Genomic DNA, 23,615 nt, shown 5'->3' with positions numbered 1-23,615 from the left:
GACTCAGTTCGTCGGGAGGTGGTTGATGGGGTGGTCGTCGGTCGCCCAGAGGTACTGGACGGCGTAGGCGCGCCAGGGGCGCCAGATCGCGGAGTGCCGGATCAGGGCCGCCGGGGTGTGCGGCAGGCCGAGCCCGGCGGCCGCACGGCGCAGACCGAGGTCGGTCGGGGTGAAGGCGTCCGGGTCGCCGAGTGCGCGCATGGCGATGCATTCGACGGTCCAGGGGCCGACCCCCGGCAGCGCCGAGAGCCGCGCGCGGGCCTCGTCCCGGTCGCTGCCGACGCCCAGTTGCAGCGCGCCGGAGCCGAGGGCGGCGATGACGCCGGTGAGCGTGGCCCGGCGGGTGCGGGGCATCGCCAGCGACTCCGGGTCCAGTTCGGCGAGTGCGGCGGCGGACGGGAAGAGGTGGCTGAGGCCGCCGCCCGGGTCGTCGACCCGCTCGCCGTGCGCATGGACCAGCCGTCCGGCGTGGGTGCGGGCGGCCGCGGTGGAGACCTGCTGGCCGAGGACGGCGCGGACCGCGAATTCATCGGCGTCGACGGTACGGGGGACACGACGGCCGGGTGCCTTGTCGACGAGCGGTGCCAGCCGCGGGTCCTCGCGGAGCAGTCCGTCGACGGCCTCCGGGTCCGCGTCGAGGTCGAGCATCCGGCGGCAGCGGGCGATGGCGCCGGCCAGATCACGCAGATCGGTGAGGGCGAGCCGGCAGTCGATGTGGTCGGGGCGGGGCGCCAGGGCGACGATGCCGTGCCCGTACGGGAGGCGGAGGGTGCGGCGGTAGGCACCGTCGCGCCACTCCTCGACACCGGGGACCGCGGTGGCGGCGAGGTGCCCGAAGAGGTTGTCGGGGTTCAGTGGCTGCCGGAAGGGCAGCCGCAGCGCGAGCGCGCCGGGCACCACAGCGCGCGGGCCGGGCCTGGCGCGCTGCCGCAGTTCGGTCGGGGACAGCGCGAAGACCTCCCGCACCGTCTCGTTGAACGTACGGATGCTGGCGAACCCGGCGGCGAAGGCGACATCGGCCATCGGCAGTGCGGTGGTCTCCACGAGCAGCCGGGCGGTCTGCGCGCGCTGGGCGCGGGCCAGGGCGAGCGGCCCCGCGCCCAGCTCGGCCAGCAGCTGGCGCTCGATCTGCCGGGTGCTGTAGCCGAGGCGCGCCGCGAGGCCGGGGACGCCCTCGCGGTCGACGATGCCGTCGGCGACCAGCCGCATGGCGCGGGCGACCAGGTCGGCCCGCTCGTCCCACTGCGGCGAGCCCGGGCTGGCGTCCGGGCGGCACCGCTTGCAGGCCCGGAATCCGGCCTGCTGGGCGGCGGCCGCGCTCGGGTAGAAGCGCATGTTCTCGGGCTTGGGCGGCACCACGGGGCAGCTGGGCCGGCAGTAGATACGGGTGGTGAGCACCGCCGTGTAGAACCAGCCGTCGAAGCGGGCGTCCTTGGACTGCACGGCGCGCAGACAGCGCTCGGTGTCGGTGTGCATGACCTCAAGGATTCCTCAGTCGGCGGGTCCCGGCTGGCGAGAATCCGACATCAACATCGGGCCACCAGGGACGGCGCGGGTGACACCTGATCACCTCCCGGCGAACCGGTCGAGCGCACCGAGCACCTCCGCACGCGTCGCGGCGCTCCCCTTGTGCCCCGCGTCAGGGATGACGATCAGCCGGGCGTCGGGCCAGGCGCGGGCCAGCTCCCAGGCGGTGTGCAGCGGCCCTCCCATGTCCTGCCGGCCGTGGATGAGCACCCCGGGGATGCCCGCCAGCCGGCCGGCGTCACGCAGCAGGGCGCCCTCCTCCAGCCATGCGCCGTGCGAGAAGTAGCGCGAGCAGATCCGCACCAGGGCCAGCCGGGCCTTCGAGGGCCGGTCACCGAACGGGTTGGGGCTCCCGTACGACTCCAGGGAGAGCACCGCGTCCTCCCAGGCGCACCAGTCGGCGGTGGCCCGCTCGCGTACCGCCGGGTCGGGGTCCTCCATCAGACGGGCATACGCCCCGACGATGTCGCCGTCCCGGCCCACCCCGGGGGCACCGGCGAGAAAGCGGTCCCACTCCTCCGGGAAGAACCGGCCGACGCCCCGGTAGAGCCAGTCGGTCTCCGAACGCCGGGTCGTGGTGACGCTGGGGATGACGATCTCCGTCACCCGCTCGGGGTGGCGTTCCGCGTACGCCAGGATCAGCGTCGAACCCCACGATCCGCCGAACAGCAGCCAGCGCTCGATGCCCAGGTGCGTACGCAACTGCTCCATGTCCGCGAGCAGATGGTCCGTCGTGTTGTGCCGCATATCGGTGGCCGGATCGCTGGCGTGCGGGGTACTGCGGCCGCAGCCGCGCTGGTCGAAGAGGACGACCCGATAGCGCTCCGGGTCGAAGTACCGGCGCGCCCCGGCAGTGCACCCCGACCCCGGCCCACCGTGCACGACCAGCGCGGGCTTCCCTTCCGGGTTGCCACACACCTCCCAATACACGAGGTTGCCGTCGCCGACGTCGAGCATGCCGGTGTCGTAGGGCTCGATCGGCGGATAGGGCTCGATTACGGGGCGCTCAGGGACCGTTGACGCATTTAGATCGACCACAGCGTCATAGTGCCAGCCGGCCGACGATGACGGGGCATCAGTCGTCCGGGGACCGCCCTCACTCGGATGCCGCGCGGCCCTTCCGCCGTACGCAGGGAGGCCGGCATGACGCCGTTGACCGTGACCGGCCGACGGCAGACGGCAGACGGCAGCGCGCCCCGGCGCCGTACGTGCGGCCGACCAGCCAGCCCTGGACGTTACGCCGGATTGCGAGTATTTGTCCGCATATTTACGCTGCAAAGGCCAAATACATACGAGGTCAAGGACAGAGCCATGGGAAACCGCACGATCACTCCCGGCCGGGAGCTTCCCCGCTTCGAGGAGGCCGAGGGCCTGGGTCCCCAGGACAGTCAGTTCGTCCGTGAGTTGGTGGCCGTGCTGGAAAGGCACGGAAACCTCGACCGCTTCGGCCTGTGTCTGCTGCACGACCACTTCCCCGTCTCCTCCGACGAGGTCCTGGTCGAAACCCACGATCTCGCGGCGCGGACGCTGCGCATCCACGTCGAAAAGGCAGCGACGACGGGCCACACCCAGCCTTCCCAGTGGCGCTTCGTCAAGACCGGCGGCAGCGGTGACGGCGTAGATGCCGAGAGCCTGGTGTGCCAGGTGATTCTGCAGTGCACTCATATCAGCGGATGCCCGACAAGCACCGGTGCAGCGCCGTGAGAGTGCGCTGCGGCCCGCGTCGCAGAGGCCGGGGTGGGTGGGCGGGGCAGGCGCCCGCGCCGCCGTGACGGGTGGCGCGCGGGTGAGACGGGCGCGACAGGCAGGGGGTTCCGGCAGCCACGGCTTGCGGGGCATGGGGCTGCGCTGTGCCGCTGTGCTGCTCGTCGGGTTGGTGTTCTGGGGCTGGTGGCCCGCCCGGTCGGACGCGATGGGCACCTCGTCGGCCGATGACTGCCACGCGGCGCAGCTGACCGCAGCCCGCACGGACGTCGAGCTGCGCCTGACGAACCATGACCGCACCGTCCCCGAAGCCAACGGCACAATGACGGTCCGGGTGCCGACCAGCTGGCCGTTCGCCGATGACCTGCTGCTGAGCGAGAACTCCGAGCTCTACCGGCGTGCGATGCGCTGCCTGCTGCGGGAACGGCAGTCCATGAAGCGCCCCGAGGAGTGGCGCAAGGACAGCCCACGGGTCAAGGCGGGGGCGTCCTGGGTCGAGGTCCGCTACGAGACGCTGTTCCAGTTCCACAACGGTGGGAACTGGAATGTCGGCCCGTGGGAGATGGACGTCCTCAAGGGGGACTGGGCACTGAAGCTCGTCCCGCCCCAGGCGCTCAGAGGCGCCCACTGGAACCGTGTAGAGATCGATCTGGGAGGACTGGGCGCCTCCAAGGTCAGCCCCAGGCCCTCGACGGCCAACAACGGGCACCTGGTGTGGACCGGGCTCGGAAAGCCCGCCGCGCGAGACCCCATGGTCACGGTGGAGGTGTCTCCCCCCTGGCGGCGGGCCTGGGCGGCCGGGGGTCGGGATGATACCGAACCGCTGCTGGTCACCAACGCCGCCGGGGTGACCACCTGGTGGGTGGGGGCCTCGATCGTCATCGTACTGGCCGCCCTGCGCGCCCGCCGTCAGCCCGCCAGCCCCCAGCTCACCGAGCTGGAAAAGAGCAGCAGTACCGCCCTGTGGCGGTGGGGCCTGATCCAAGCCGCCCTCGGCGTGCTGCTCCTGCTGCTGTACAAGGCGATCGAGAATATTGCCGAGGCGGTCACCGACCACCCACCAACCTGGGTGGGCTACGGCTACCGCTGGCCGGTGCTGATCGGCATCCTGGCAGGCTGGCTCCTGGTCGTCTCCGCCCGACCGAGGAAGTCCGTACTGCTGGCCGCCTCACTCGTGGCCGCGGGCGCGGGGCTGGTAGCCGCGGTGCCGTCCTTGTTCGGGCTTCCCCCGCAACTGGCCAAGCCCGCCGGCCTGACCGACGCCGACTTCTCCGTGCTGGTGGCGCTGGCCGCGGCCATGCAGTGGCTGTGGCTGGCCGGCTTCGCCCTCTGGGCCTGGATGCTCGCCCACGAAGGCGGACTGCTCAGGCCGACGGCGGCCCCCTGGCGGCTGCGCCGGTTCGGCCCCGCACTCGCCGCCGTCACCGTCCTGCTCCTGGGATGGGCGGTATGGGCCATCGAGCACAAGTGGCAGCGGGTCAGCTGGCTGACCGACCGCTCCACCCCCGCCTACCACGTCCTGCACGTGGCCTTCCTGAGCCAGGAACTGACCTCCTTCGCCTACCAGGTCCCGACCTGGTACTACGCCCATGCATGGGTACTGACCGGCCTCGCGATCGTCGCCCTGCTACGGGCCAGAGACCTGGCACCCACCGTGCCGTATGCGAGCCCGACATCGCTGGACCGCCTCCTGCTCGCCGTGTTCTTCGCCGTCGTGGTCGCCTGGCGCCAGAACTCCTACGCCGGCAGCCAGGCCATCGCCGTCCTCTGGCTCGTCCTCGACATCGCCGCGCTCTACGGCCTGCTGGCAGTCGGCCAGCGCTGGTCAGTACTGACCCAGCACCTTGAGGGAGGCGAAGGCTCCCCGCAACTGTCCGAATCGATCACCGAAGCCGAGCGCAGCGACTTGATCGCACGCGCGCGCCGCTACCGTGAACTGACCGCCGCCCTGCGCAGCATGGAGCACGGAGGCGGCGAAGGCCCACTCAGCCGGCACGCGGTGGAGAAGGAACTGAGCCGGCTGCACCGCTGGCGGCCGGTGACCGGAGGGGGCGGCGCTCCACGACCCTGGCTGCCGGTCGAGATCACCGTCGTCGACGTCGCCCTCAGTTGGGGACCACACGCCAAATGGTGGGACAACGCGCGCCGCGCCGCCGCTCTGGCGGCCGCATTCGGCCTTCCGGGCAGCATTCTGATGGTCAAGATGGACTACTCGCCACCCTTCGCATGGATGCGCCGAGGGCTGTACATCTTCGGAGCACCCGACGTGGTGTGGTCGTTCATCAGGTGGGAGCTCGTCTGGGCAGGTGCCGGCCTGGTCTTGGGGGCGCTGTGGCGCCTGCTGCCCGGCCGCCGTGGCCCGGCCCGCGCTCTGGGGCTGGTGGTCGCCTACGCCCTGCTGATCGGTCTGGGCCTCCTCGGCAACCTCATCACCGATCAGGAAATCGGCAACATCGCCGTCGGCGGCTCTCTGATGCTGCTGATCCTGACCCTGACCAGCCTCGCCATGGACGTCTACACGTTCCGCTCCGAACGGCGCTTTTGGCCCAACCGCGTCGGGCAGCTGCTGGCGATCTACCAGATCCGCGGCTTCTCCGCACAAGTCGCCTACGTCCTGGTGCAGGTGATCGCGGTCCTGACCATCTTCCGCTTCTTCGCCAGCCCCGACACCCGGCTCAAATGACGGCCGGAAAGGCAGGGAACCGGCCGGACCACGCCGCGGTCAGCTCACTTGGGCGAACGCCGCGTACGCCCGCTCGTCGAAGAGGACGAACCGCACCTCGTCCACGGCCGTGTCCGCAGAGCGCACCGTCTCGATGGCGATACGGGCGGCATCCTCCATGGGCCAGCGGTAGACCCCGGTGGAGATGGCCGGGAAGGCGACCGTTCGCGCGCCCAGTTCGTCGGCGATGCGCAGGGATTCGCGGTAGCAGGAGGCCAGCAGTGCGCTGCGGTCCTCGCTCTCGGAGTACACGGGCCCGACGGTGTGAATGACCCAGCGGGCGGGCAGCCGGCCCGCGGTGGTGGCGACGGCCTGGCCGGTGGGTAGGCCGCGGCCGTACTGCGCGGCACGCAGGGAGCGGCACTCTGCCAGGATTTCCGGGCCGCCGCGGCGGTGGATCGCCCCGTCCACTCCCCCGCCGCCGAGGAGCGAGGAGTTGGCGGCGTTGACCACGGCGTCCACGGCCTGTTCGGTGATGTCGCCCTGGACGAGGGTGAGGGTGGGGCGGGAGGTGCTCATGTTCCCTGAGCGTAAGCAGGGTCCGGTGGTGCGGCCAGTTGATTTAGCGGTGGTGCGTGTGATTGACGGCGGTGCTTGTGGTTGACGGTGGCGCGTGTGGTCAGTGGCGGTGCGCGCGGAGTCGGCGCCAGACCGCCTTGGCGGCGTAATGGCCGGACATGCCGTGGACGCCGGGGCCGGGCGGGGTGGCCTGGGAGCAGAGGAAGACGGCGGGGTGGGCGGTTTCGTAGGGGATGCGGGCGAGCTTGGGGCGGATGAGCAGGCGCAGACCGGCCGCGGAGCCGGTGGCGGTGTCGCCGCCGACGTAGTTGGCGTTACGGGCGGCGAGTTGCGGCGGACCGGCGACCGCGCGGGCCAGGACCAGATCGCGGAAGCCGGGGGCGAACCGCTCGATCTGCCGCTCGACGACGTCGGTGGCGTCGCCCTCCCAGCCGTTGGGGACATGGCCGTACGCCCAGAAGGTGTGCTTGCCCTCGGGGGCGCGGGTCGCGTCGATCAGGCTGGGCTGAGCGGTGATCAGGAAGGGGACGGACGGGTCCCGGCCGTGGGTGGCGGCGTTCAGCGCGGCGGCGATCTCGCCGCTGGTGGGGCCGATGTGGACGGTGCCGGCGCGGTGCGCGGCCTTGGCCGTCCAGGGCACCGGGCCGGACAGCGCGTAATCGATCTTGAAGACGCCGGGGCCGTACTTCACATCGCGGTAGGCGTGCCCCAGGCCCGCGATCCGGGCCAGCGCGGTCGGTGACGTATCGAAGACATACGCACGGGCCGGCGGCAGGTCGTCCAGCCGCTTGACCTCGAAATCGGTGTGCACCACTCCGCCATGGGCGCGCAGCAGGCCGGCGAGCGCGTCGGAGATGGCCTGGGAGCCGCCGCGCGCCACCGGCCAGCCCTTGGCGTGCGCGGCGAGCGCGAACATCAGGGCGATGCCGGAGGTGCCGATGCCGCCGAGCGGGGCGATGGCGTGCGCCGCGAGCCCGGCCATCAGGCCGCGGGCCTTCTCGTCATGGAAGCGGCGGCTGAGGAGGGTGACCGGCTGCATCGCGACCAGGCCGAAGCGGGCGTAGGTCAGCGGGTCGTGGGGCGGGCCGAGCCACTGGGTGCGCAGGAAATCGCGGGCCATCGCCTCCCACCTGCCGATGAACGGCGCGACCAGCCTGCGGTACGTGCCGGCGTCGCGCGGTCCGAAGGACATCGCGGTCTCGCCGACGGAGTGGGCGAGCACGGCGGCCGTGCCGTCCGGGAACGGATGGGCCATGGGGAGGTCGGGGTGCAGCCATTCGAGGCCGTACCGCTCCAGCGGCATTCTGGCGAAGGCGGGCGAGCCCACGCCGGTGGGGTGCACCGCCGAGCAGGGGTCGTGGCGGAAACCGGGGAGGGTCAGCTCCTCGGTGCGGGCGCCGCCGCCGATGGTGTCGCGGGCCTCGAAGACCTCCACGGACATGCCGCGGCGGGCCAGTTCGACGGCAGCCGTCAAGCCGTTGGGCCCCGCCCCGATCACCACGGCATCGAGCATCGTCGGCACCTGCGCCACTCCCCTCACGTCCGACCCTCGCCGTCGAGGATCAGTTGGCGGCCGCCAGCAGTCCGAGGATACGCCGCGCCGTTTCGGCGTCCCGCGCCGCCGTGAACGGCAGCGCATTGCCGCCTTCGATGCGGAACGGCTGCCCGGCGACCGTGCCGCTCGCGCCGCCCGCCTCATGGACCAGCAGCAGACCCGCGGCGTGGTCCCAGGCGTTTTCCCAGCTGAAGGCCGTGGCGTCGATCTCGCCGCGGGCGATGTGCAGATACTCCAGGCCCGCCGAGCCACAGGGGCGGGGGGCGATACCGCCGGTCTCCAGGGCGGCCAGCACCCGCTTCTGGTCGTCGTTCGTGAAGTCGTGGTGGGAGGTGGCGACGTCGAGGACGGCGTCTGGGTCCGGGGTGCCGGTGTGCAGCGGTACGCCGTTCAGCTCGGCGCCGGCGCCGCGGCGGGCGATGGCCATCAGGCCGAGCGCGGGGGCGTACGTCCAGGAGGCCAGCACCTCACCGCGGTGGGCGAGCGCGACGAGCGTGGCGAAGCCGGGGTCACCGTGCACGAACTGGCGGGTGCCGTCGACCGGGTCGACGATCCAGACGGGTGCGTCGCCGTGCAGCGCGTCGAGCACGGTGGGGTCGGCGTGCACCGCCTCCTCGCCGACCACCCGGGAGCCGGGCAGCAGGGCCGTGAGCGCGGCGGTGAGGTGCTCCTCGGCGAGCCGGTCGGCGACCGTGACGAGGTCGTGCGGCCCGTTCTTCTCGACGATGTCCTCGGCGGCGAGCTGCCGGAAGCGCGGCATGATCTCGTCGGCCGCGGCGCGGCGCACGGCGGCCTCGACGGCGGCCAGGTCCAGCGACGAGAGGTCGAGTCCAGGGGCGTCGACGGCCGCGGCGCCGGGGGCGGCGGCCGCGGTGGCGCCTTCCGGGGCGATCGGGGTGGTCGGGGCGATCGGGGTGGTCGAGATAATCGCGGTATCTCCCGAATCTTGGGTACGAAGTGCTTCGAGCATGTATCCATCGAACCATGAGCCACTGACACGACACCTGGACTCCAGGTGAACTCCGGATGCCGCGGAGGGCACGGCGGGGGTGGCGCGGCCCGCGGTCCCGCCGTGCCGGACCGGCTCAGCGCCCGACCGCGTACCCCTGCATCCCCCGCGGATTCGCCGCCGCGGACAGCACCCCGGTCTCCGGATCCCGGGCCACGGCGCACAGCCGACCCTCGGACCAGGCGTCACCCACCGTGACGTGATGCCCACGCCGGCGCAGCCCGTCGATCACCCCGTCGCCGATCCGGGACTCCACGGTCACGCTCCCCGGCCGCATCCCGCGCGGGAAGAAGGATCCGGGGAAGGAGTCGTTGTGCCAGTTCGGCGCGTCGACGGCGCCCTGCAGGTCGAGCGCGCCGCGGACCGGCGGGCGCAGCGCCACGGCGAGGAAGAAGTGGACCTGCCACTGGTCCTGCTGATCGCCACCCGGTGTGCCGAAGGCCATCACCGGGACCCCGTCGCGCAGCGCGAGGGAGGGGGTGAGGGTGGTGCGGGGGCGGCGCCCCGGGGTGAGGGAGTTGGGCAGGCCCTCCTCCAGCCAGGCCATCTGCAGCCGGGTGCCGAGCGGGAAGCCGAGGGCCGGGACGACGGGGTTGGACTGCAGCCAGCCGCCGGAGGGGGTGGCGGAGACCAGGTTGCCCCAGCGGTCGACGACGTCGATATGGCAGGTGTCGCCCCGGGTGGCACCGTTGCGGTCGGTCTCCGGCGCGGCATCCGCGGACAACCGCGCGACGGTGGGCTCGCCCGCACCACTGCCGGCGCTGCCCCTCGCGTCGAAGCCCTCCTCGCCGGCCGCGACCGCCGCCGCATGCTTGCTCAGCCGCGGAGTGCGGCCGTCCGGGCTGCCGGGCCGCAGCTCGTAGGAGGCCTGCTCACCGATGAGGGCCCGGCGGGCGGCGTTGTACCCGTCGCCGAGGAGGGTGTCGAGGGGGACCTCGTCGGCGTCGCCGTACCAGGCCTCGCGGTCGGCCATCGCCAGCTTGCAGCCCTCGATGAGCAGATGGACGTACTCGGGGCTGCCGTATGCGGGCAACTCCTCGGGCAGCAGGGCGAGTTGTTGGAGGAAGGCGGGGCCCTGGGACCAGCCGCCCGCCTTGGCGACGGTCCAGCCGTGCCAGTCGTAGGTGACCGGTGCCTCGTACGTGGCCGAGAAGGCGGCCAGGTCGTCGCCGGTGAGGGTGCCCGGGTGGCGTTCGCCTGAGGTGTCCATGGCCGGGCGGGCCGCGAACTCGGCGAGTGCCTCGCCGATGAAGCCCTCGCGCCAGATCCGGCGGGCGGCCTCGATCTGCGCCTCGCGGCCGGCCGACGCGGCCTCCGCCTCGGCGATCAGCCGCCGCCAGGTGGCCGCCAGCGGCCGGTTCATGAGCAGGCCGCCAGGGGCGACGGACCTGCCGCCCGGGAGGTAGATCTCGGCGGAGGACGTCCACTCCGTCTCGAAGAGTTCACGGACCGTCTCGACGGTCTCGCCGATCCGCTCGACGGCGGGGTGGCCGTGCTCGGCGTAGCCGATGGCGTACCGCAGCACCTCGGCGAGTGACCTGCTGCCGTGGTCGCGCAGCAGCAGCATCCAGGCGTCGAAGGCGCCGGGTACGGCGGCGGCGAGCGGCCCGGTGCCGGGTACCAGGTCGAGGCCGAGCGAGGTGTAGTGCGCCACGCTCGCGCCGGCCGGTGCCGGGCCCTGGCCGCACAGCACCCGCACGGGCCCGTCCGCGGGCGCCAGGATGATCGGCACCTCGCCCGCCGGTCCGTTCAGATGCGGCTCGACGACATGCAGCACGAACCCGGCGGCGACGGCCGCGTCATAGGCGTTGCCGCCGTCCTCCAGGACCGCCATCGCGGACTGCGACGCCAGCCAGTGCGTGGTGGAGGCCATGCCGAAGGTGCCCTGGAGGGTCGGACGGGTGGTGAACACGGGTGTGGGCTCCTCGATCGTCGTTGACTGTCCGGCACATCGCCGGGCCGGAGTTGGCACGTATCTCACATACCGGCGACCGGCAAAAGGGCGTTTCGGATCTTGGACGTACCCTCTCACCGTGCCCCTGCAGCAAACCCCCCTCCCCCGCTCCGCCACCGGCGTCCGCCGGGACGGGCCGGCGCCGGCCGTCGACGGACCGGACCGCCCGTCGTTGCGGGTCGACGTCGCGGACGGGCGGCGGCCGGTGCTCTTCCAGGGGGAGCACGTCGTACTGCTGGCACGGCAGCGCGCAACGCGCTCCGCGGGGTGCACTACGTCCGCACGGGCCGGTACGACTCGCCGCTGCCCCCGCTCCGCGCCGATGCCGCCCGGGCGCGCCGGGAAACGCACCCGGACGACACCGACGCCTGGTTCGCCGGCTGGGCCCAGCGCTTCGCGAGCGAGCGGCACACCAGCCTCAACAGGCCCCTGCACAGCGGCAATTGGCAGCTGACACCCGGTCTGCCCCGGCACTGGGACATCGCGGCGAACTGGGCACGGCTGCCGCACCACGACCCGCCCATCGGCCACATCACCTGGTTCGGCCACGGCGATCCCGAGGAGGACGCCCGCGACATCCTGCCGCTGCGCCCGCTGTCCGCACCCGACGCGGCGCGCGTGCAGGCCTACCGCTGGACGGCCATGACCGCTCGGCGGCCGCACTCGCCGAGAACGGCCGACCCGCCGTCCTGGCCCTCGCCCGTGAACCACCGGACCGGTGGGCCACGCGCTACGCCCAGCCGCTGATCAGCGAATACGAGCACCGCGCCGCCCAGTTGGCAGACGCACACGCCGAGGGCGACCCGCTCGCCGCACTCCGCGCCCGCACGGCGAGCGGTCGACTGGGACAGCAGCTGCACGAGTTGGTCACCGCCCAGGCCCCGACCTGGTCCTGGCCCCTGCCCGGCAGCGCGGCCGCCTGGGACGAACTCGCCCGCCGGCACGCGCCCGGCCGGCGGCCCGACGCCGAAAACTGACGGGACGGCCGGCCTGCGTTCTGCGTACGCTCGCCCCATGACCGGCACCGACGCGTCCCCCGACCAGCCGCCCCGCCGCCCCCTCGTCGCGATCCTCACCGGAGCGGGAATCTCCACCGACTCCGGGATCCCCGACTACCGTGGACCGAACGGGCTGTGGCGGCGGGACCCGGAGGCGGAGAAGCTCGTCACCTACGACGCGTACATGGGCGATCCGGAGATCCGGCGGCGCTCGTGGCGGATGCGGCAGGAGAGCCCCGCCTTCCGGGCGCAGCCCAATGCCGCGCACGAGGCGGTGGCCCGGCTGGAGCGGTCCGGGACACCGGTGCGGGTGATCACACAGAACGTGGACGGACTGCATCAGCTCGCGGGGATGCCCGAGCGCAAGGTGCTGGAGCTGCACGGCACCGTGCGGGCGGTGACCTGTACCCGCTGCCATGCCGGGTCGTCGATGCAGGACGCGCTGGCGAGGGTGGCCGCGGGCGAGCCCGATCCCGCCTGTCTGGTGTGCGGCGGGATCCTGAAGTCGGCGACGGTGATGTTCGGGGAGCGGCTGGATCCGCAGGTGCTCGGTACGGCGCTGGGCGTGGCGAAGGCCGCCGAGATCTTCCTGGCCGTGGGCACGACGTTGCAGGTGCAGCCGGCCGCCTCGCTCGCGGGGGTGGCCGCCGAGCACGGCGCGCGGCTGATCATCGTCAATGCCGAACCGACGCCGTACGACACGCTTGCCTCCGAAGTGATCCGCGAGCCGATCGGCAGTGCCCTGCCCCGCCTGTTGGAGAAGCTGACGGCGCGTGGGTGAGGCGCGGACCACGGGGAGACCTCGGGGAGAGGAGAACACCGTGCACCACGGTGAGTACAAGGTCCCGGGCGGCAAGCTCGTGGTCGTCGATCTGGAGGTGACGGACGGGGCGCTGCGCGGGGTCCGGGTGGCCGGCGACTTCTTCCTGGAGCCGGACGAGGCGCTGGATGCGATCAACGGGGCGTTGGAGGGTGCGCCGGCGGACACCGATGCGCGGGGGCTGGCGGCGCGGATCGATGCGGCGCTGCCGGCCGGCGCGGTGCTGTTCGGGTTCAGCAGCGAGGCGGTGGGGGTCGCGGTCCGGCGGGCCGTGGCGGACGCCGCGGAGTGGACCGACTTCGACTGGCGGATCATTCATGAGGGGCCGCAGCCGCCCGCGCTGCACATGGCGTTGGACGAGGTACTGACGCATGAGGTCGCGGCGGGGCGGCGGCCGCCGACCCTGCGGGTGTGGGAGTGGGACCGGCCGGCGGTGATCATCGGCAGCTTTCAGTCGCTGCGTAACGAGGTCGACGAGCGGGGCGCCGAGCGCCATGGCGTAACGGTGGTACGGCGGATCAGCGGTGGCGGGGCGATGTTCGTCGAGCCGGGCAACACCATCACCTATTCGCTGTGTGTGCCGCAGTCCCTGGTGCAGGGGCTCACCTTCGCCGAGAGCTATGCGTATCTGGACGACTGGGTGCTGGCGGCGCTGGGCGATATGGGGATCAAGGCCTGGTACAAGCCGCTCAATGACATCGCGACGGACGCCGGGAAGGTTGCGGGGGCGGCGCAGAAGCGCGTTATCTCAATTCCGGAAGGGGCAACGCGCAGCGTTTCGGCTCGGGGCGGTGGCGGGCGACGGGCGGGCGGGGCCGTGCTGCATCACGTGACGATGTCGTACGACATCGATGCGGCGAAGATGGTCGAGGTACTGCGGATCGGCCGGGAGAAGGTGTCGGACAAGGGCATCGCCAGCGCCGAGAAGCGGGTGGATCCGCTGCGGCGGCAGACCGGGCTGCCCCGCGCCGAGGTCATCGAGCGGATGATCGCGTCGTTCCGGGCGCGCTACGGCGGGGCGGACGACGTGGTGTCGGACGCGGAGCTGGCGCGGGCGCAGGAGCTGGCGGCGGGCAAGTTCAGTTCGGCGGAGTGGCTCGGCCGGGTGCCGTAGCCATCAGCGCCGCGTAGAGCGTCAGTGCGGTGCCGAGGCCCACCGCCCAGCCGTAGTCGGCGAGTGGCTTGAGGAACGGGATCAGACCGTCGGCGGGGAAGGGGCCCTTTCCGGGCTGTGAGTACGAGCCGCCCACCGCGAGCAGTCCGCCGACGACGAACGAGAGGACCGCCCGCCAGTTCCAGCCGGCCGTGTACCAGTAGCGGCCGCCGGGACGGTAGAGATCTGCGAGGTCCAGGACGGTGCGGCGGATGATCCAGTAGTCGGCGATGAGGACGCCGGCGACCGTGCCGAGCAGCCCGCCGACCACACCGAGCCAGGTGAAGATGTAGAGCTCGGGTGTGGCGGTGAGCTTCCACGGCAGGATGATCACGCCGACCACGCCCGTGATCAGCGCGCCCGTACGGAAGTTGATGAACTTCGGTGCCAGATGGGCCAGGTCGTAGGCGGGCGAGACCACGTTGGCGGCGATATTGACCGAGATCGTCGCGATCAGCACGGTGACCAGGGCGAAGAGCAGACCGAAGACATTGTCGGACTTGCCGGCCAGCGCGACGGGGTCCCAGATCGGCGCCCCGTACACGGCCTGCGAGCCGGAGGTGACGAGCACGGAGAGCAGCGCGAACGCCGTCATCGTGGTCGGCAGCCCCAGGGTCTGCCCCCAGACCTGCGCCCGCTGGCCGGCCCCGAACCGGGTGAAGTCGGGGATGTTCAGGGACAGCGTCGCCCAGAAACCGATCATCCCCATCAGGGACGGGAAGAAGACGGGCCAGAAGTCGTGGCCCCAGCCCAGCGTGCTCGGCTGGTCCAGCAGCGGACCGAACCCGCCCGCCTTGACGGCCATCCAGACGAGCAGCGCCACCGCGCCGACCAGGACGAAGGGCGCGGCCCAGTTCTCGAAGCGGCGCAGGGTCTGCATACCGCGGTGGATGATGGCCAGTTCGGCGGCCCAGAAGGCGAGGAAGCAGAGCCAGAGGGTCCAGGGGTAGCCGCCGATGGACGCGGCCCCGGCCCAGTCGCCGCCGAAGATCTTGCCGAGCAGGATGTAGATGCCCTGGCCGCCGATCCAGGTCTGGATGCCGAACCAGCAGCAAGCCACGGCGGCGCGCACCAGCGCGGGCAGGTTCGCGCCGCGCAGCCCGAAGGAGGCCCGGGCCAGGACGGGGAAGGGGATGCCGTACTTGGGGCCGGCGTGCCCGGTGAGCAGCATCGGGACGAGGACCACGAGGTTCGCCAGGGCGATGGTGAGGACCGCCTGTTTCCAGTCCATGCCGAGGGCGACCAGGCCCGAAGCCAGCGTCCAGGAAGGGATGTTGTGGGCCATGCCGATCCACAGGGCGGTGAAGTTGTAGGTGGTCCAGCGGCGTTCGGCCAGGGGTACGGGGCACAGATCGGCGTTGACGTACCGGCCGTGCGGTGCGATCGCGCCCGGTGCCGGTTCGATGCGGCCGTCCGGGGCGGTGCGCTGTCCTGGTGGTGTTATGGGGAGTTCCGGCGGCACGGAGGGGGAGGTCGCGGGCATGCGGGGACCTTTCGTCCGGGGGCGGGCCGCCGGCCGCCGGTTGCCGCACAGCCGTGTGGGCGGCAACCGGCCCCGTACCAGGGCCCGTTCAGTCGGCGAACGCGGGAATGATCTCTGCTCCGTAGGCGTCGATGGTGGATTCCTTGGCGTCGTGCATGGCGTAGAGCGCGAACTGGTCCACGCCCAGCTCCTTGAGCTGGTGCAGTCTGTCGAGGTGCGCGGCGGCCGGGCCCAGCAGACAGAAGCGGTCGACGATGGAGTCCGGCACGAAGGCGGTGTCCGGGTTGTCGGCCCGGCCGTGGTGGGAGTAGTCGTAGCCTTTGCGGGCCTTGATGTAGTCGGTGAGCTCGTCCGGCACCATGCCGGAGTGCTCGCCGTAGCGGGTGACCAGATCGGCGACGTGGTTGCCGACCATGCCGCCGAACCAGCGGCACTGCTCGCGGGCGTGGTCGAGGTCGTCGCCCACATATGCGGGGGCGGCGACGCAGACCGTGACCTCGGCCGGGTCGCGTCCGGCGTCCACCGCGGCCTGCCGTACCGCCTTGATCATCCACTCGGTGAGGAAGGGGTCGGCGAGCTGGAGGATGAAGCCGTCGGCCAGCCGACCCGCCATGGCGAGGGCCTTGGGCCCGTAGGCGGCCATCCAGACCGGCAGTGCGCCGCCCTTGATCCAGGGGATCCGGACCCGGTGGCCGCCGCCGAGGTCCGCCTCGCGGCCCTCGGCCAGGTCGCGGATGGTGCCGATCGCCTCGCCGAGGCGGGCCAAGGTGTTGGGCGGCCGCCCGGCCACCCGCATCGCGGAGTCGCCGCGGCCGATGCCGCAGACGGTGCGGTTGCCGTACATCTCGTTGAGGGTGGCGAAGGTGGAGGCGGTGACTTCGGGGGTGCGGGTGGAGGGGTTCGTGACCATCGGGCCGACGATCAGCCGGTCGGTGTGTTCCAGGATGCGGCTGTAGATGACGAACGGTTCCTGCCACAGGACGGCCGAGTCGAAGGTCCAGCCGTAGCGGAAGCCGTTGCGTTCGGCGCGGCGCATCAGGGACACGACGGCGGAAGCGGGCGGGTCGGCCTGCAGGACAACTCCGAAGTCCACAGCGGCGCTCCTTAAATGAGGTACTGACATGTGCCACGCGGGATGTACTGGCCATGGCCCGCACGCCCGGTGAACTTCCGCCGGTCGATGACGAGTTCGCCGCGCGAGAGCACCGTTTCGACCTGCCCGGTGAGCCGTTTGCCCTCGTACGCCGAGTAGTCGACGTTCATGTGGTGGGTCTCGGCGGAGACCGTCTGCTCGGCCGTGGGGTCGTAGACGACGAGGTCGGCGTCGGCGCCGGGGGCGATGGTGCCCTTCTTCGGGTAGAGGCCGAACATCCGGGCCGGGGAGGCGCAGGCGATCTCGATCCAGCGCCGGCGGCTGATCCGGCCCTCCACAACGCCCTGGTGGAGGAGGTCCATCCGGTTCTCGATGCCAGGCATCCCGTTGGGGATCTTGGAGAAGTCGCCGCGGCCGAGCTCCTTCTGTCCCTGGAAGCAGAAGGGGCAGTGGTCGGTGGAGACGACCTGGAGGTCGTTGGTGCGCAGCCCGCGCCAGAGCGCCGCCTGGTGTTCGCGGGGCCGCAGAGGTGTGGAGCAGACGTACTTGGCGCCCTCGAAGTCCGGCTCGGCGAGATTGTCGGTGGACAGGAACAGATACTGCGGACAGGTCTCGCCGAAGACATTGAGCCCCTTGTCGCGCGCCTGGGCGATCTCGGCGACGGCTTCCTCGGCGGAGACATGGACGACGTAGAGCGGTGCGCCGGCGACCCGGGCCAGCTGGATGGTGCGATGGGTGGCCTCGGCCTCCAGGAGGACATGGCGGACCTCACCGTGGTAGCGCGGGTCGGTCCGGCCCTCGGCCAGCGCCTGTTCGACGAGGACGTCGATGGCGATGCCGTTCTCGGCGTGCATCATCACCAGCCCGCCGTTGTCGGCGGAGCGTTGCATCGCGCGCAGGATCTGTCCGTCGTCGCTGTAGAAGACCCCGGGGTAGGCGGTGAACAGCTTGAAGGAGGTGACGCCCTCCGCGACCAGGAGGTCCATCTCCTTGAGGGTGTGCTCGTTGACATCCGAGAGGATCATGTGGAACGCGTAGTCGATGGCGCACTGGGCGTCGGACTTGGCGTGCCAGGTGTCCAGGCCCGCCCGCAGCGACTTGCCGCGGGACTGGACCGCGAAGTCGACGAGGGTGGTGGTGCCGCCCCAGGCCGCGGCGCGGGTGCCGGTCTCGAAGTTGTCGGAGGAGAACGTCCCGCCGAAGGGGAAGTCCAGGTGGGTGTGGGCATCGACGCCGCCCGGGATGACGTATTTGCCGGTGGCGTCGATGGTGTGGTCGGCGGACCCGCCCCAGCTGTCCGCCGAGGGGCTGCCGTGCGCGGCGAGGGCGGCGACCCGGCCGTCCTCGACCAGGACATCGGCGTGCATCTCCTCGGCGGCGGTGATGACCAGTCCGCCCCGGACGACCGTACGGCTCACGATCTCAACTCCCTGCCTGACGCCACGTCACCACTGGTCTACACCCGTAGATTCCGGTCGAGAAGGAGACACCGTAGAAGCATGTCACCCACCGTGGCAATACCGTGACCGTTGATCAGCAGGGACATCCGTGTTGCGCCGACGATCATCCGGCCGGTTCAACGCGCGGGCCGCCGGCACCGGTGGGGCCCGCCCCGGAGGGGTGCGGGGGTGGCCCGATGGGCAGATATCCGCCGACGCCGGCGGGCGATCCTCGCAGGCGGCAGAACGTCATGACGGACGACGCAGAAAGGCGACAGGTCATGGAACACAGCACACCGTGGGAGTTCTCCGACGACCGGGGACGCCTGGCGGTGGCCGGGGACCGGCCGGTACGGATCGTCGCGTACATACAGGCGGGGGCGACGCTGTGGGATCACGGCATACGTCCCGTGGGGCTCTTCGGGTCCCAGCACGACGGCGCCGCCCCCGACCCCGCCAAGAGCGGCGAGCTGCCGCTCACGGAGATCCCGTACCTCGGTTCGGGTGGCTCGCTGCACCCGGACACCCTGCTGGAGGCGGAACCGGACCTCGTGGTGGCCGTGACCTATGACGGCGAGCAGGTCTACGGGCTGGAGCAGAAGACCGCCCTGGAGCTGGAGGCGCATGTGCCGGTCGCCACCGTCGCGGTGGGCCCCGGCCGGAGCCTGGCCGAGGTGCGCGAACGGTTCGCGGCGCTCGCCGGATCGCTGGGCCGGGGCGAACCCCTGGGCTCGGCACGGGGGTTGGACGCGGCGGAGGACGCCCTGCGGCAGGCGACCGGCGGGGCGGGGCGGCCGCGGGTGGTGGCGCTGTCACCCGGCGGACCGGAGCGGGTGCATCTGGCCCGGCCCGGCGCCTGGCCGGATCTGCGGGCGCTGGCCGAGCACGGCGTCGGACTGGTGGAGCCGGCCGCCGGATCCGGTGCGAACTGGTCGACGGTCGGCTGGGCGGAGGCCGCGGCGATGGCCCCGGACATCGTGCTCATGGACGTACGGGCCAATGCCGCCCGGCCCGAGGAGCTCCGGGCCGACGAGCACTGGCGGGCACTGGAGGCCCGCGCCCGGCTGCTGCCGTGGAACCCGGAGGCCCCGTGCAGCCGGCGCACCCACACCCGGTTCTTCACGCTGGTCGCCGACACGGTGCGCGCTTCGGCGGCGGAGAGCCCCTGACGGAGACCGGAAGCACATCCGACTTTCGCTCCCGCTCCCACCCCCCACGTTCGGGAGTTAGTCCTGAAGCACCCTCAACGCCCCTCGCACGAAGGGGCGTTGCTCTCGCTGCCGGGGCACGGACGGGGCACCGCGGAGCCGCCCCGCCCGTGGTGAGTCCGCCGGCTACGACCCGCCCAGGAACCGCTGCGCCGCGTGCAGCGCATCGGCGAGCAGATCGGCGCCCTGTTCCGCCTCGGCGACGGTCAGCGTCATCGGGGGCGCGATGCGGAGCGAGGCGCCGCCCTGGCCGCCCTTGCCCAGCAGCAGGCCGCGCTCCCGGGCCGCCTCCACGACCAGCGACGCGGCCTCCGGCGAGGGCTCGTCGGTGCCGGGGCGGACCAGTTCGATGCCGATCATCAGGCCGCGGCCGCGCACTTCCCGTACGACATCGAGGCCGGCCGTGACCGCCCGCAGTCGCTCGATGAGCAGCCCGCCGACCCGCCGGGCGTTGCCCTGGAGGTCGTGTTCGAGGAGATAGTTGAGGTTGGCCAGGCCGGCGGCCATGGTGACCGGGCTGCCGCCGAAGGTGGAGATGGAGTTCGCGGAGAGCGAGTTCATCACCTCGGCGCGGGCCACCACCCCGCCGATGGACATCCCGTTGCCGATGCCCTTGGCGAAGGTGAGCAGGTCCGGCGGGCCGTTGTCGGCGTGTGCCTGCCAGCCCCAGAAGTGGTCGCCGGTGCGGCCCCAGCCGGTCTGCACCTCGTCGCTGATCCACAGGATGCCGTGCCGGGCGAGCACCTCGCGGAACGCGGCGTACAGGCCGTCCGGCGGCATGGTGAACCCGCCGACGCCCTGGATCGGTTCGGCGATCAGCGCGGCGACGCCGCCCGCGGTCTGTTGGAGCATGTCCTCCAGGTCGGCGACGCAGGCCGCGATGTAGGCGCGGTCGCTCAGCTCGGCGTACGGGCCGCGGCTGCGCACCCCGCCGTGCACATAGAGCGTCTGCAACGGCGAGAGGCTGGTCGGCGACCAGCTCTGGTTGCCGGTGATGCCGACCGTGGAGAAGGACCGGCCGTGGTAGCTGTTGCGCATCGCCAGGATCTGGTTGGAGCGGCGGTGCGTGGTGGCCAGCAGCAGGGCCGCGTCATTGGCCTCCGTACCGGAGGTGGTGAAGAAGACCCGGGCGTCGGGGATGCCGGAGAGCGCCACGATCCGCTCCGCCAGGTCGACCATGGGGCGGGAGAGATAGAGCGTCGAGGTGTGGATGATGCGGCCGGCCTGTTCACCGACGGCCTTGGTCACCTCGGGCAGCGCATGGGCCGTCATGGTGGTGAGGATGCCGCCGAAGAAGTCGAGATAGCGGTTTCCCTCGGCGTCCCAGACATGGCGGCCCTCACCGTGGGTGAGTTCGATGGGCCGGTCGTAGTAGAGGCTGAGCCAGGAGGGCAGGACGGCCTGATGGCGGGCGTGCAGGTCCGCCGCGTCATGGGGGGTCTGGGTCACGGCCGCACCAGCCCCTCGTACGCGTCGGGGCGGCGGTCCCGGTAGAACGCCCACTGCTGGCGCACCTCGTCGATCAGCCCGAAGTCGAGGTCACGGATGACCAGTTCCTCCTTGGAGTCGCTGGCGAGGTCCCCGACGAACTGGCCGCGGGGGTCGACGAAGTAGCTGGTGCCGTAGAAGTCGTTGTCGCCGTACTCCTCGACGCCGACCCGGTTGATCGCCGCGATGAAGTACTCGTTGGCGACGGCGGCGGCGGGCTGCTCCAGCTGCCACAGATAGGCGGACAGACCGCGGGAGGTGGCGGAGGGGTTGTAGACCAGCTGGGCGCCGTTGAGTCCCAACTGCCGCCAGCCCTCCGGGAAGTGGCGGTCGTAGCAGATATAGACACCGATCTTGCCGACGGCGGTGTCGAAGACCGGCCAGCCGACGTTCCCCGGCTTGAAGTAGTACTTCTCCCAGAAGCCCTTGACCTGCGGAATGTGGTGCTTGCGGTAGGTGCCGAGGACCGTGCCGTCGGCGTCGATGACGGCCGCGGTGTTGTAGTAGAAGCCGGACTGCTCGATCTCGAAGACCGGCACCACGATCACCATGCCGGTCTCCCGGGCGAGGTCCTGCATCCGCCGTACGGTCGGCCCGTCCGGTACCGGCTCGGCCCAGCGGTAGTGCTCCGGCTCCTGGACCTGGCAGAAGTACGGAGCGTTGAAGACCTCCTGGAAGCCGATCACCTTCGCGCCCTGCGCGGCCGCCGCTCTGGCGTACTCCTCGTGCTTCGCGATCATCGATTCGGTGTCGCCGGTCCAGGTCGCCTGAACCAGTGCGGCACGCACAACATCGGCCATGAGCTGCTCCTTTGTCGATGCGTCTGCCTGCAGCCCACGCGGGGATCTACGCGTGTGGAGGTGACCGTAAGCCCCGTCACGCACCGTGGCAAGACCATCTCTCACGCGGCGCGCCCAGGAACCCGGGGCGGAAACAACAGGCGAACTTGCAAGTTCGCCTGTTCATCTCCTATGCTCGAAGCATGCCGGAAAAGGACCAGGAGCGCCTGGCGACGGATCTCGGCGCGACCGTCGCCCAACTCATGCGACATCTGCGCGCCGCCTCCCCACAGGGCGAGCTCACCCCGACCCAGCGCTCGGTGATCTCCCGGATCGACACCGACGGGCCGGCCACCATCGCGGCACTGGCCCGCGCCGAGCTGGTCCGTCCGCAGTCCATGCGGCTGACCGTCGGCGCGCTGGAGGAGCGCGGCATCCTCGCCCGCAGCCCGCATCCGACGGACGGACGCCAGGTCGTCTTCTCCCTCACCGAGGAGGGCCGTCGGATGCTCACCGCCGTACGACAGGCCAAGCAGAACTGGCTGGCGGTGGCCATCGACGACCGGCTGACCGCGGAGGAGCAGCGCACCCTGGCGACGGCGGCCGAACTGATGCGGCGGCTGATGCGGGAATGAGAGAGCCCCCCGGCGCGGAACCGGCCACGGCCCGAGAGAGCGCCGCCGGCCCCGCCCCCTCCGGCCCCGCCTCCTCCGGTCCCGGTCCGGCAGCCGACCGCGCCTTCGGCGCCCGGCTGATGACGCCGCTGCTGCTCGGCTCGCTGCTGAACCCCGTCAACTCGACGATGATCGCCACCGCCCTGGTGGCCATCGGCCAGGACTTCCACGTCGGCGCCGCCGACACCGCCTGGCTCATCTCCGCGATGTATCTCTCCAGCGCGGTGGGCCAGCGGTCGATGGGACGGCTCGCCGACCGGGTCGGACCGCGCCGGGTCTTCGTCGCCGGTGCGCTGACCGTCTGCGCCGCCGGTCTCATCGGGGCGCTCGCCCCCACCTTCACCCTGCTGATCGTCTCCCGGGTCGTCCTCGGCATCGGCACCGCGGCCGCCTACCCCGCCGCGATGGCGATGCTGCGCGCCGAGTCGCGGCGGGTGGGGCGGCCCACGCCCCGGTATGTGCTCGGGCGGCTCTCGCTCGCCGCGCTGGGCAGCGCCGCCCTCGGCCCCGCGCTCGGCGGGCTGCTCGCCGCGACCGCGGGCTGGCGCGCGGTGTTCGCCGTCAACATCCCGCTGGCGCTGCTCGCGCTGATCGGGGCGTTCGCCTGGCTCCCGGCCGACCGGAAGCATGCGCACACCGCGCGCACCGAGCCGGGCTCCGGCTCCCTCGATCCGCTGGGCATCGCCCTGTTCGCCGCGACGCTGACCTGCGCGATGTTCTTCCTGCTGCGCCTTGCGGCCCCACCGTGGCCGCTGCTCGCGCCGGCCGGCGGGCTCGCCGCCGTCCTGGTGTGGTGGCAGCTGCGCCACCCGGAGCCCTTCATCGACCTGCGGATGCTCGCCCGTAACCGCGCGCTGGTGCTCACCTACCTCCGGCACGGACTGACGTATCTCGTCATCTACTGCGTGCTCTACGGCTTCAGCCAGTGGCTGGAGGAGGCGCACGGCTACTCGTCCTTCCACGCCGGCCTGATCATGCTGCCGATGTCCGGCGCCGCCGCCTTCTGCTCGATCGCCGGCGCCCGGACCAAGGGCATCCGCGCCCCGCTGACCGTCGCCGCGGCCTGTCTCGCCGTCGGCAGCGCGGTCTTCCTGCTGCTCCAGAGCACCGGCCCGCTGATCGTCCTGCTGTGTGCCGGGGCGCTCTTCGGCATCCCGCAGGGCCTGGCGTCCACCGGCAATCAGGCCGCCGTCTACGCCCAGGCCCCGGCCGACGGCGTGGGTGCGGCCGCCGGGCTCCAGCGCACCGCCCAGTACCTCGGCGCGATCACCGCGTCCGGCCTCATCGGGCTGCTGTACGGGCAGCGCGCCTCGGACTCCGGGCTGCACGAGATCGCCCTGATCGGCGTCGTGCTCGGCCTGCCGCTGCTCGTCCTGACCCTCGCCGACCGCACGTTGCGGGCGGGCGGCTGAAACCGGCCACCGATCCACCGGATCAACCACCCCGACCGCACGAGCGTCTTTCCCACCCTCGTCCCCGTGTCACCGCTG

General features: G+C 71.8%; 20 protein-coding genes. 9 read left to right on the top strand and 11 right to left on the bottom strand.

The features are described 5' to 3' along the window. Positions 1 to 3 precede the first annotated feature (3 nt). Complete coding sequence (locus KI385_RS35680; protein ID WP_238576175.1) at positions 4 to 1,476, bottom strand: DNA-3-methyladenine glycosylase 2; 1,473 nt, start codon at positions 1,474 to 1,476, stop codon at positions 4 to 6. 90 nt (positions 1,477 to 1,566) lie between these two features. Further along, positions 1,567 to 2,565: a prolyl aminopeptidase gene (gene pip / locus KI385_RS35675; protein WP_281066935.1), complete on the bottom strand. Its 999-nt coding sequence runs from the start codon at positions 2,563 to 2,565 to the stop codon at positions 1,567 to 1,569. Positions 2,566 to 2,838: 273 nt separating this feature from the next. On the opposite strand from pip, the gene KI385_RS35670 reads away from it, so the two are divergent. After that, positions 2,839 to 3,231, top strand: a complete 393-nt coding sequence (locus KI385_RS35670; protein WP_238576174.1) for a hypothetical protein — start codon at positions 2,839 to 2,841, stop codon at positions 3,229 to 3,231. A gap of 133 nt (positions 3,232 to 3,364) precedes the next feature. After that, positions 3,365 to 5,914, top strand: a complete 2,550-nt coding sequence (locus tag KI385_RS35665) for a DUF6185 family protein (RefSeq protein ID WP_238576173.1) — start codon at positions 3,365 to 3,367, stop codon at positions 5,912 to 5,914. Positions 5,915 to 5,953: 39 nt separating this feature from the next. Here the strand turns inward: KI385_RS35665 and KI385_RS35660 are convergent, their stop codons facing one another. From KI385_RS35660 to KI385_RS35645, 4 genes are all read right to left on the bottom strand, one after another. Next, positions 5,954 to 6,472 carry an O-acetyl-ADP-ribose deacetylase gene (locus tag KI385_RS35660; protein ID WP_238576172.1) on the bottom strand — a complete coding sequence of 173 codons (519 nt, stop codon included), beginning with the start codon at positions 6,470 to 6,472 and terminating at the stop codon, positions 5,954 to 5,956. Positions 6,473 to 6,572: 100 nt separating this feature from the next. Beyond that, complete coding sequence (locus KI385_RS35655; protein WP_238577992.1) at positions 6,573 to 7,985, bottom strand: phytoene desaturase family protein; 1,413 nt, start codon at positions 7,983 to 7,985, stop codon at positions 6,573 to 6,575. A 49-nt stretch (positions 7,986 to 8,034) separates the two neighbouring features. After that, entirely contained in the window at positions 8,035 to 8,997 is a 963-nt protein-coding gene (locus KI385_RS35650; protein ID WP_238576171.1) for an inositol monophosphatase family protein, read from the bottom strand. A gap of 115 nt (positions 8,998 to 9,112) precedes the next feature. Further along, positions 9,113 to 10,948, bottom strand: a complete 1,836-nt coding sequence (locus KI385_RS35645) for a gamma-glutamyltransferase family protein (RefSeq protein WP_238576170.1) — start codon at positions 10,946 to 10,948, stop codon at positions 9,113 to 9,115. A 309-nt stretch (positions 10,949 to 11,257) separates the two neighbouring features. Here KI385_RS35645 and KI385_RS35640 point away from each other — a divergent pair, with 309 nt between their 5' ends. Genes KI385_RS35640 through lplAB form a run of 4 tightly spaced genes read left to right on the top strand, consistent with a single transcriptional unit; the run spans position 11,258 to position 13,922 of the window. Further along, on the top strand, positions 11,258 to 11,737 hold the full coding sequence (locus tag KI385_RS35640; protein WP_238576169.1) for a hypothetical protein: 480 nt from the start codon (positions 11,258 to 11,260) through the stop codon (positions 11,735 to 11,737). Between the two features lie 29 nt (positions 11,738 to 11,766). Next, positions 11,767 to 11,967, top strand: a complete 201-nt coding sequence (locus KI385_RS35635) for a hypothetical protein (RefSeq protein ID WP_238576168.1) — start codon at positions 11,767 to 11,769, stop codon at positions 11,965 to 11,967. 37 nt (positions 11,968 to 12,004) lie between these two features. Continuing rightward, positions 12,005 to 12,769, top strand: a complete 765-nt coding sequence (locus KI385_RS35630) for an SIR2 family NAD-dependent protein deacylase (RefSeq protein WP_238576167.1) — start codon at positions 12,005 to 12,007, stop codon at positions 12,767 to 12,769. Positions 12,770 to 12,809: 40 nt separating this feature from the next. Next, the gene (lplAB, locus tag KI385_RS35625; protein ID WP_238576166.1) at positions 12,810 to 13,922 is read left to right on the top strand and encodes a lipoate-protein ligase LplAB; all 1,113 of its coding nucleotides are present in this window, start codon (positions 12,810 to 12,812) and stop codon (positions 13,920 to 13,922) included. Here the strand turns inward: lplAB and KI385_RS35620 are convergent. From KI385_RS35620 to hydA, 3 genes are all read right to left on the bottom strand, one after another. Continuing rightward, the gene (locus KI385_RS35620) at positions 13,888 to 15,444 is read right to left on the bottom strand and encodes an NCS1 family nucleobase:cation symporter-1 (protein WP_238576165.1); all 1,557 of its coding nucleotides are present in this window, start codon (positions 15,442 to 15,444) and stop codon (positions 13,888 to 13,890) included. The two genes, lplAB and KI385_RS35620, sit on opposite strands and share 35 nt — an antisense overlap. Positions 15,445 to 15,532: 88 nt before the next feature. After that, positions 15,533 to 16,537 carry a TIGR03842 family LLM class F420-dependent oxidoreductase gene (locus tag KI385_RS35615; RefSeq protein ID WP_238576164.1) on the bottom strand — a complete coding sequence of 335 codons (1,005 nt, stop codon included), beginning with the start codon at positions 16,535 to 16,537 and terminating at the stop codon, positions 15,533 to 15,535. An 11-nt stretch (positions 16,538 to 16,548) separates the two neighbouring features. Then, on the bottom strand, positions 16,549 to 17,955 hold the full coding sequence (gene hydA, locus KI385_RS35610; protein WP_425357014.1) for a dihydropyrimidinase: 1,407 nt from the start codon (positions 17,953 to 17,955) through the stop codon (positions 16,549 to 16,551). A gap of 302 nt (positions 17,956 to 18,257) precedes the next feature. Between hydA and KI385_RS35605 the strand changes: the two genes are divergently transcribed. Continuing rightward, complete coding sequence (locus KI385_RS35605; protein ID WP_238576163.1) at positions 18,258 to 19,145, top strand: ABC transporter substrate-binding protein; 888 nt, start codon at positions 18,258 to 18,260, stop codon at positions 19,143 to 19,145. 165 nt (positions 19,146 to 19,310) lie between these two features. Here the strand turns inward: KI385_RS35605 and KI385_RS35600 are convergent, their stop codons facing one another. Together KI385_RS35600 and KI385_RS35595 are read right to left on the bottom strand one after the other, a co-directional pair. Further along, positions 19,311 to 20,633, bottom strand: a complete 1,323-nt coding sequence (locus KI385_RS35600; RefSeq protein WP_238576162.1) for an aspartate aminotransferase family protein — start codon at positions 20,631 to 20,633, stop codon at positions 19,311 to 19,313. Then, positions 20,630 to 21,472, bottom strand: a complete 843-nt coding sequence (locus tag KI385_RS35595) for a nitrilase-related carbon-nitrogen hydrolase (RefSeq protein WP_238576161.1) — start codon at positions 21,470 to 21,472, stop codon at positions 20,630 to 20,632. The genes KI385_RS35600 and KI385_RS35595 overlap by 4 nt, the downstream gene beginning before the upstream one ends. Positions 21,473 to 21,654: 182 nt before the next feature. On the opposite strand from KI385_RS35595, the gene KI385_RS35590 reads away from it, so the two are divergent. Together KI385_RS35590 and KI385_RS35585 are read left to right on the top strand one after the other, a co-directional pair. Beyond that, on the top strand, positions 21,655 to 22,086 hold the full coding sequence (locus KI385_RS35590) for a MarR family winged helix-turn-helix transcriptional regulator (protein ID WP_238576160.1): 432 nt from the start codon (positions 21,655 to 21,657) through the stop codon (positions 22,084 to 22,086). Continuing rightward, positions 22,083 to 23,537, top strand: coding sequence for an MFS transporter (locus tag KI385_RS35585; RefSeq protein ID WP_238576159.1), 1,455 nt, complete (start codon positions 22,083 to 22,085; stop codon positions 23,535 to 23,537). The genes KI385_RS35590 and KI385_RS35585 overlap by 4 nt, the downstream gene beginning before the upstream one ends. Positions 23,538 to 23,615: the final 78 nt, after the last annotated feature.

The organism is Streptomyces inhibens, from assembly GCF_022221585.1.
In the GTDB taxonomy this organism is placed as follows: Bacteria; Actinomycetota; Actinomycetes; order Streptomycetales; family Streptomycetaceae; genus Streptomyces; species Streptomyces inhibens.
Note: the sequence above shows the minus strand (reverse complement) of the source record. Positions and strands in the feature narration are given on the sequence as shown.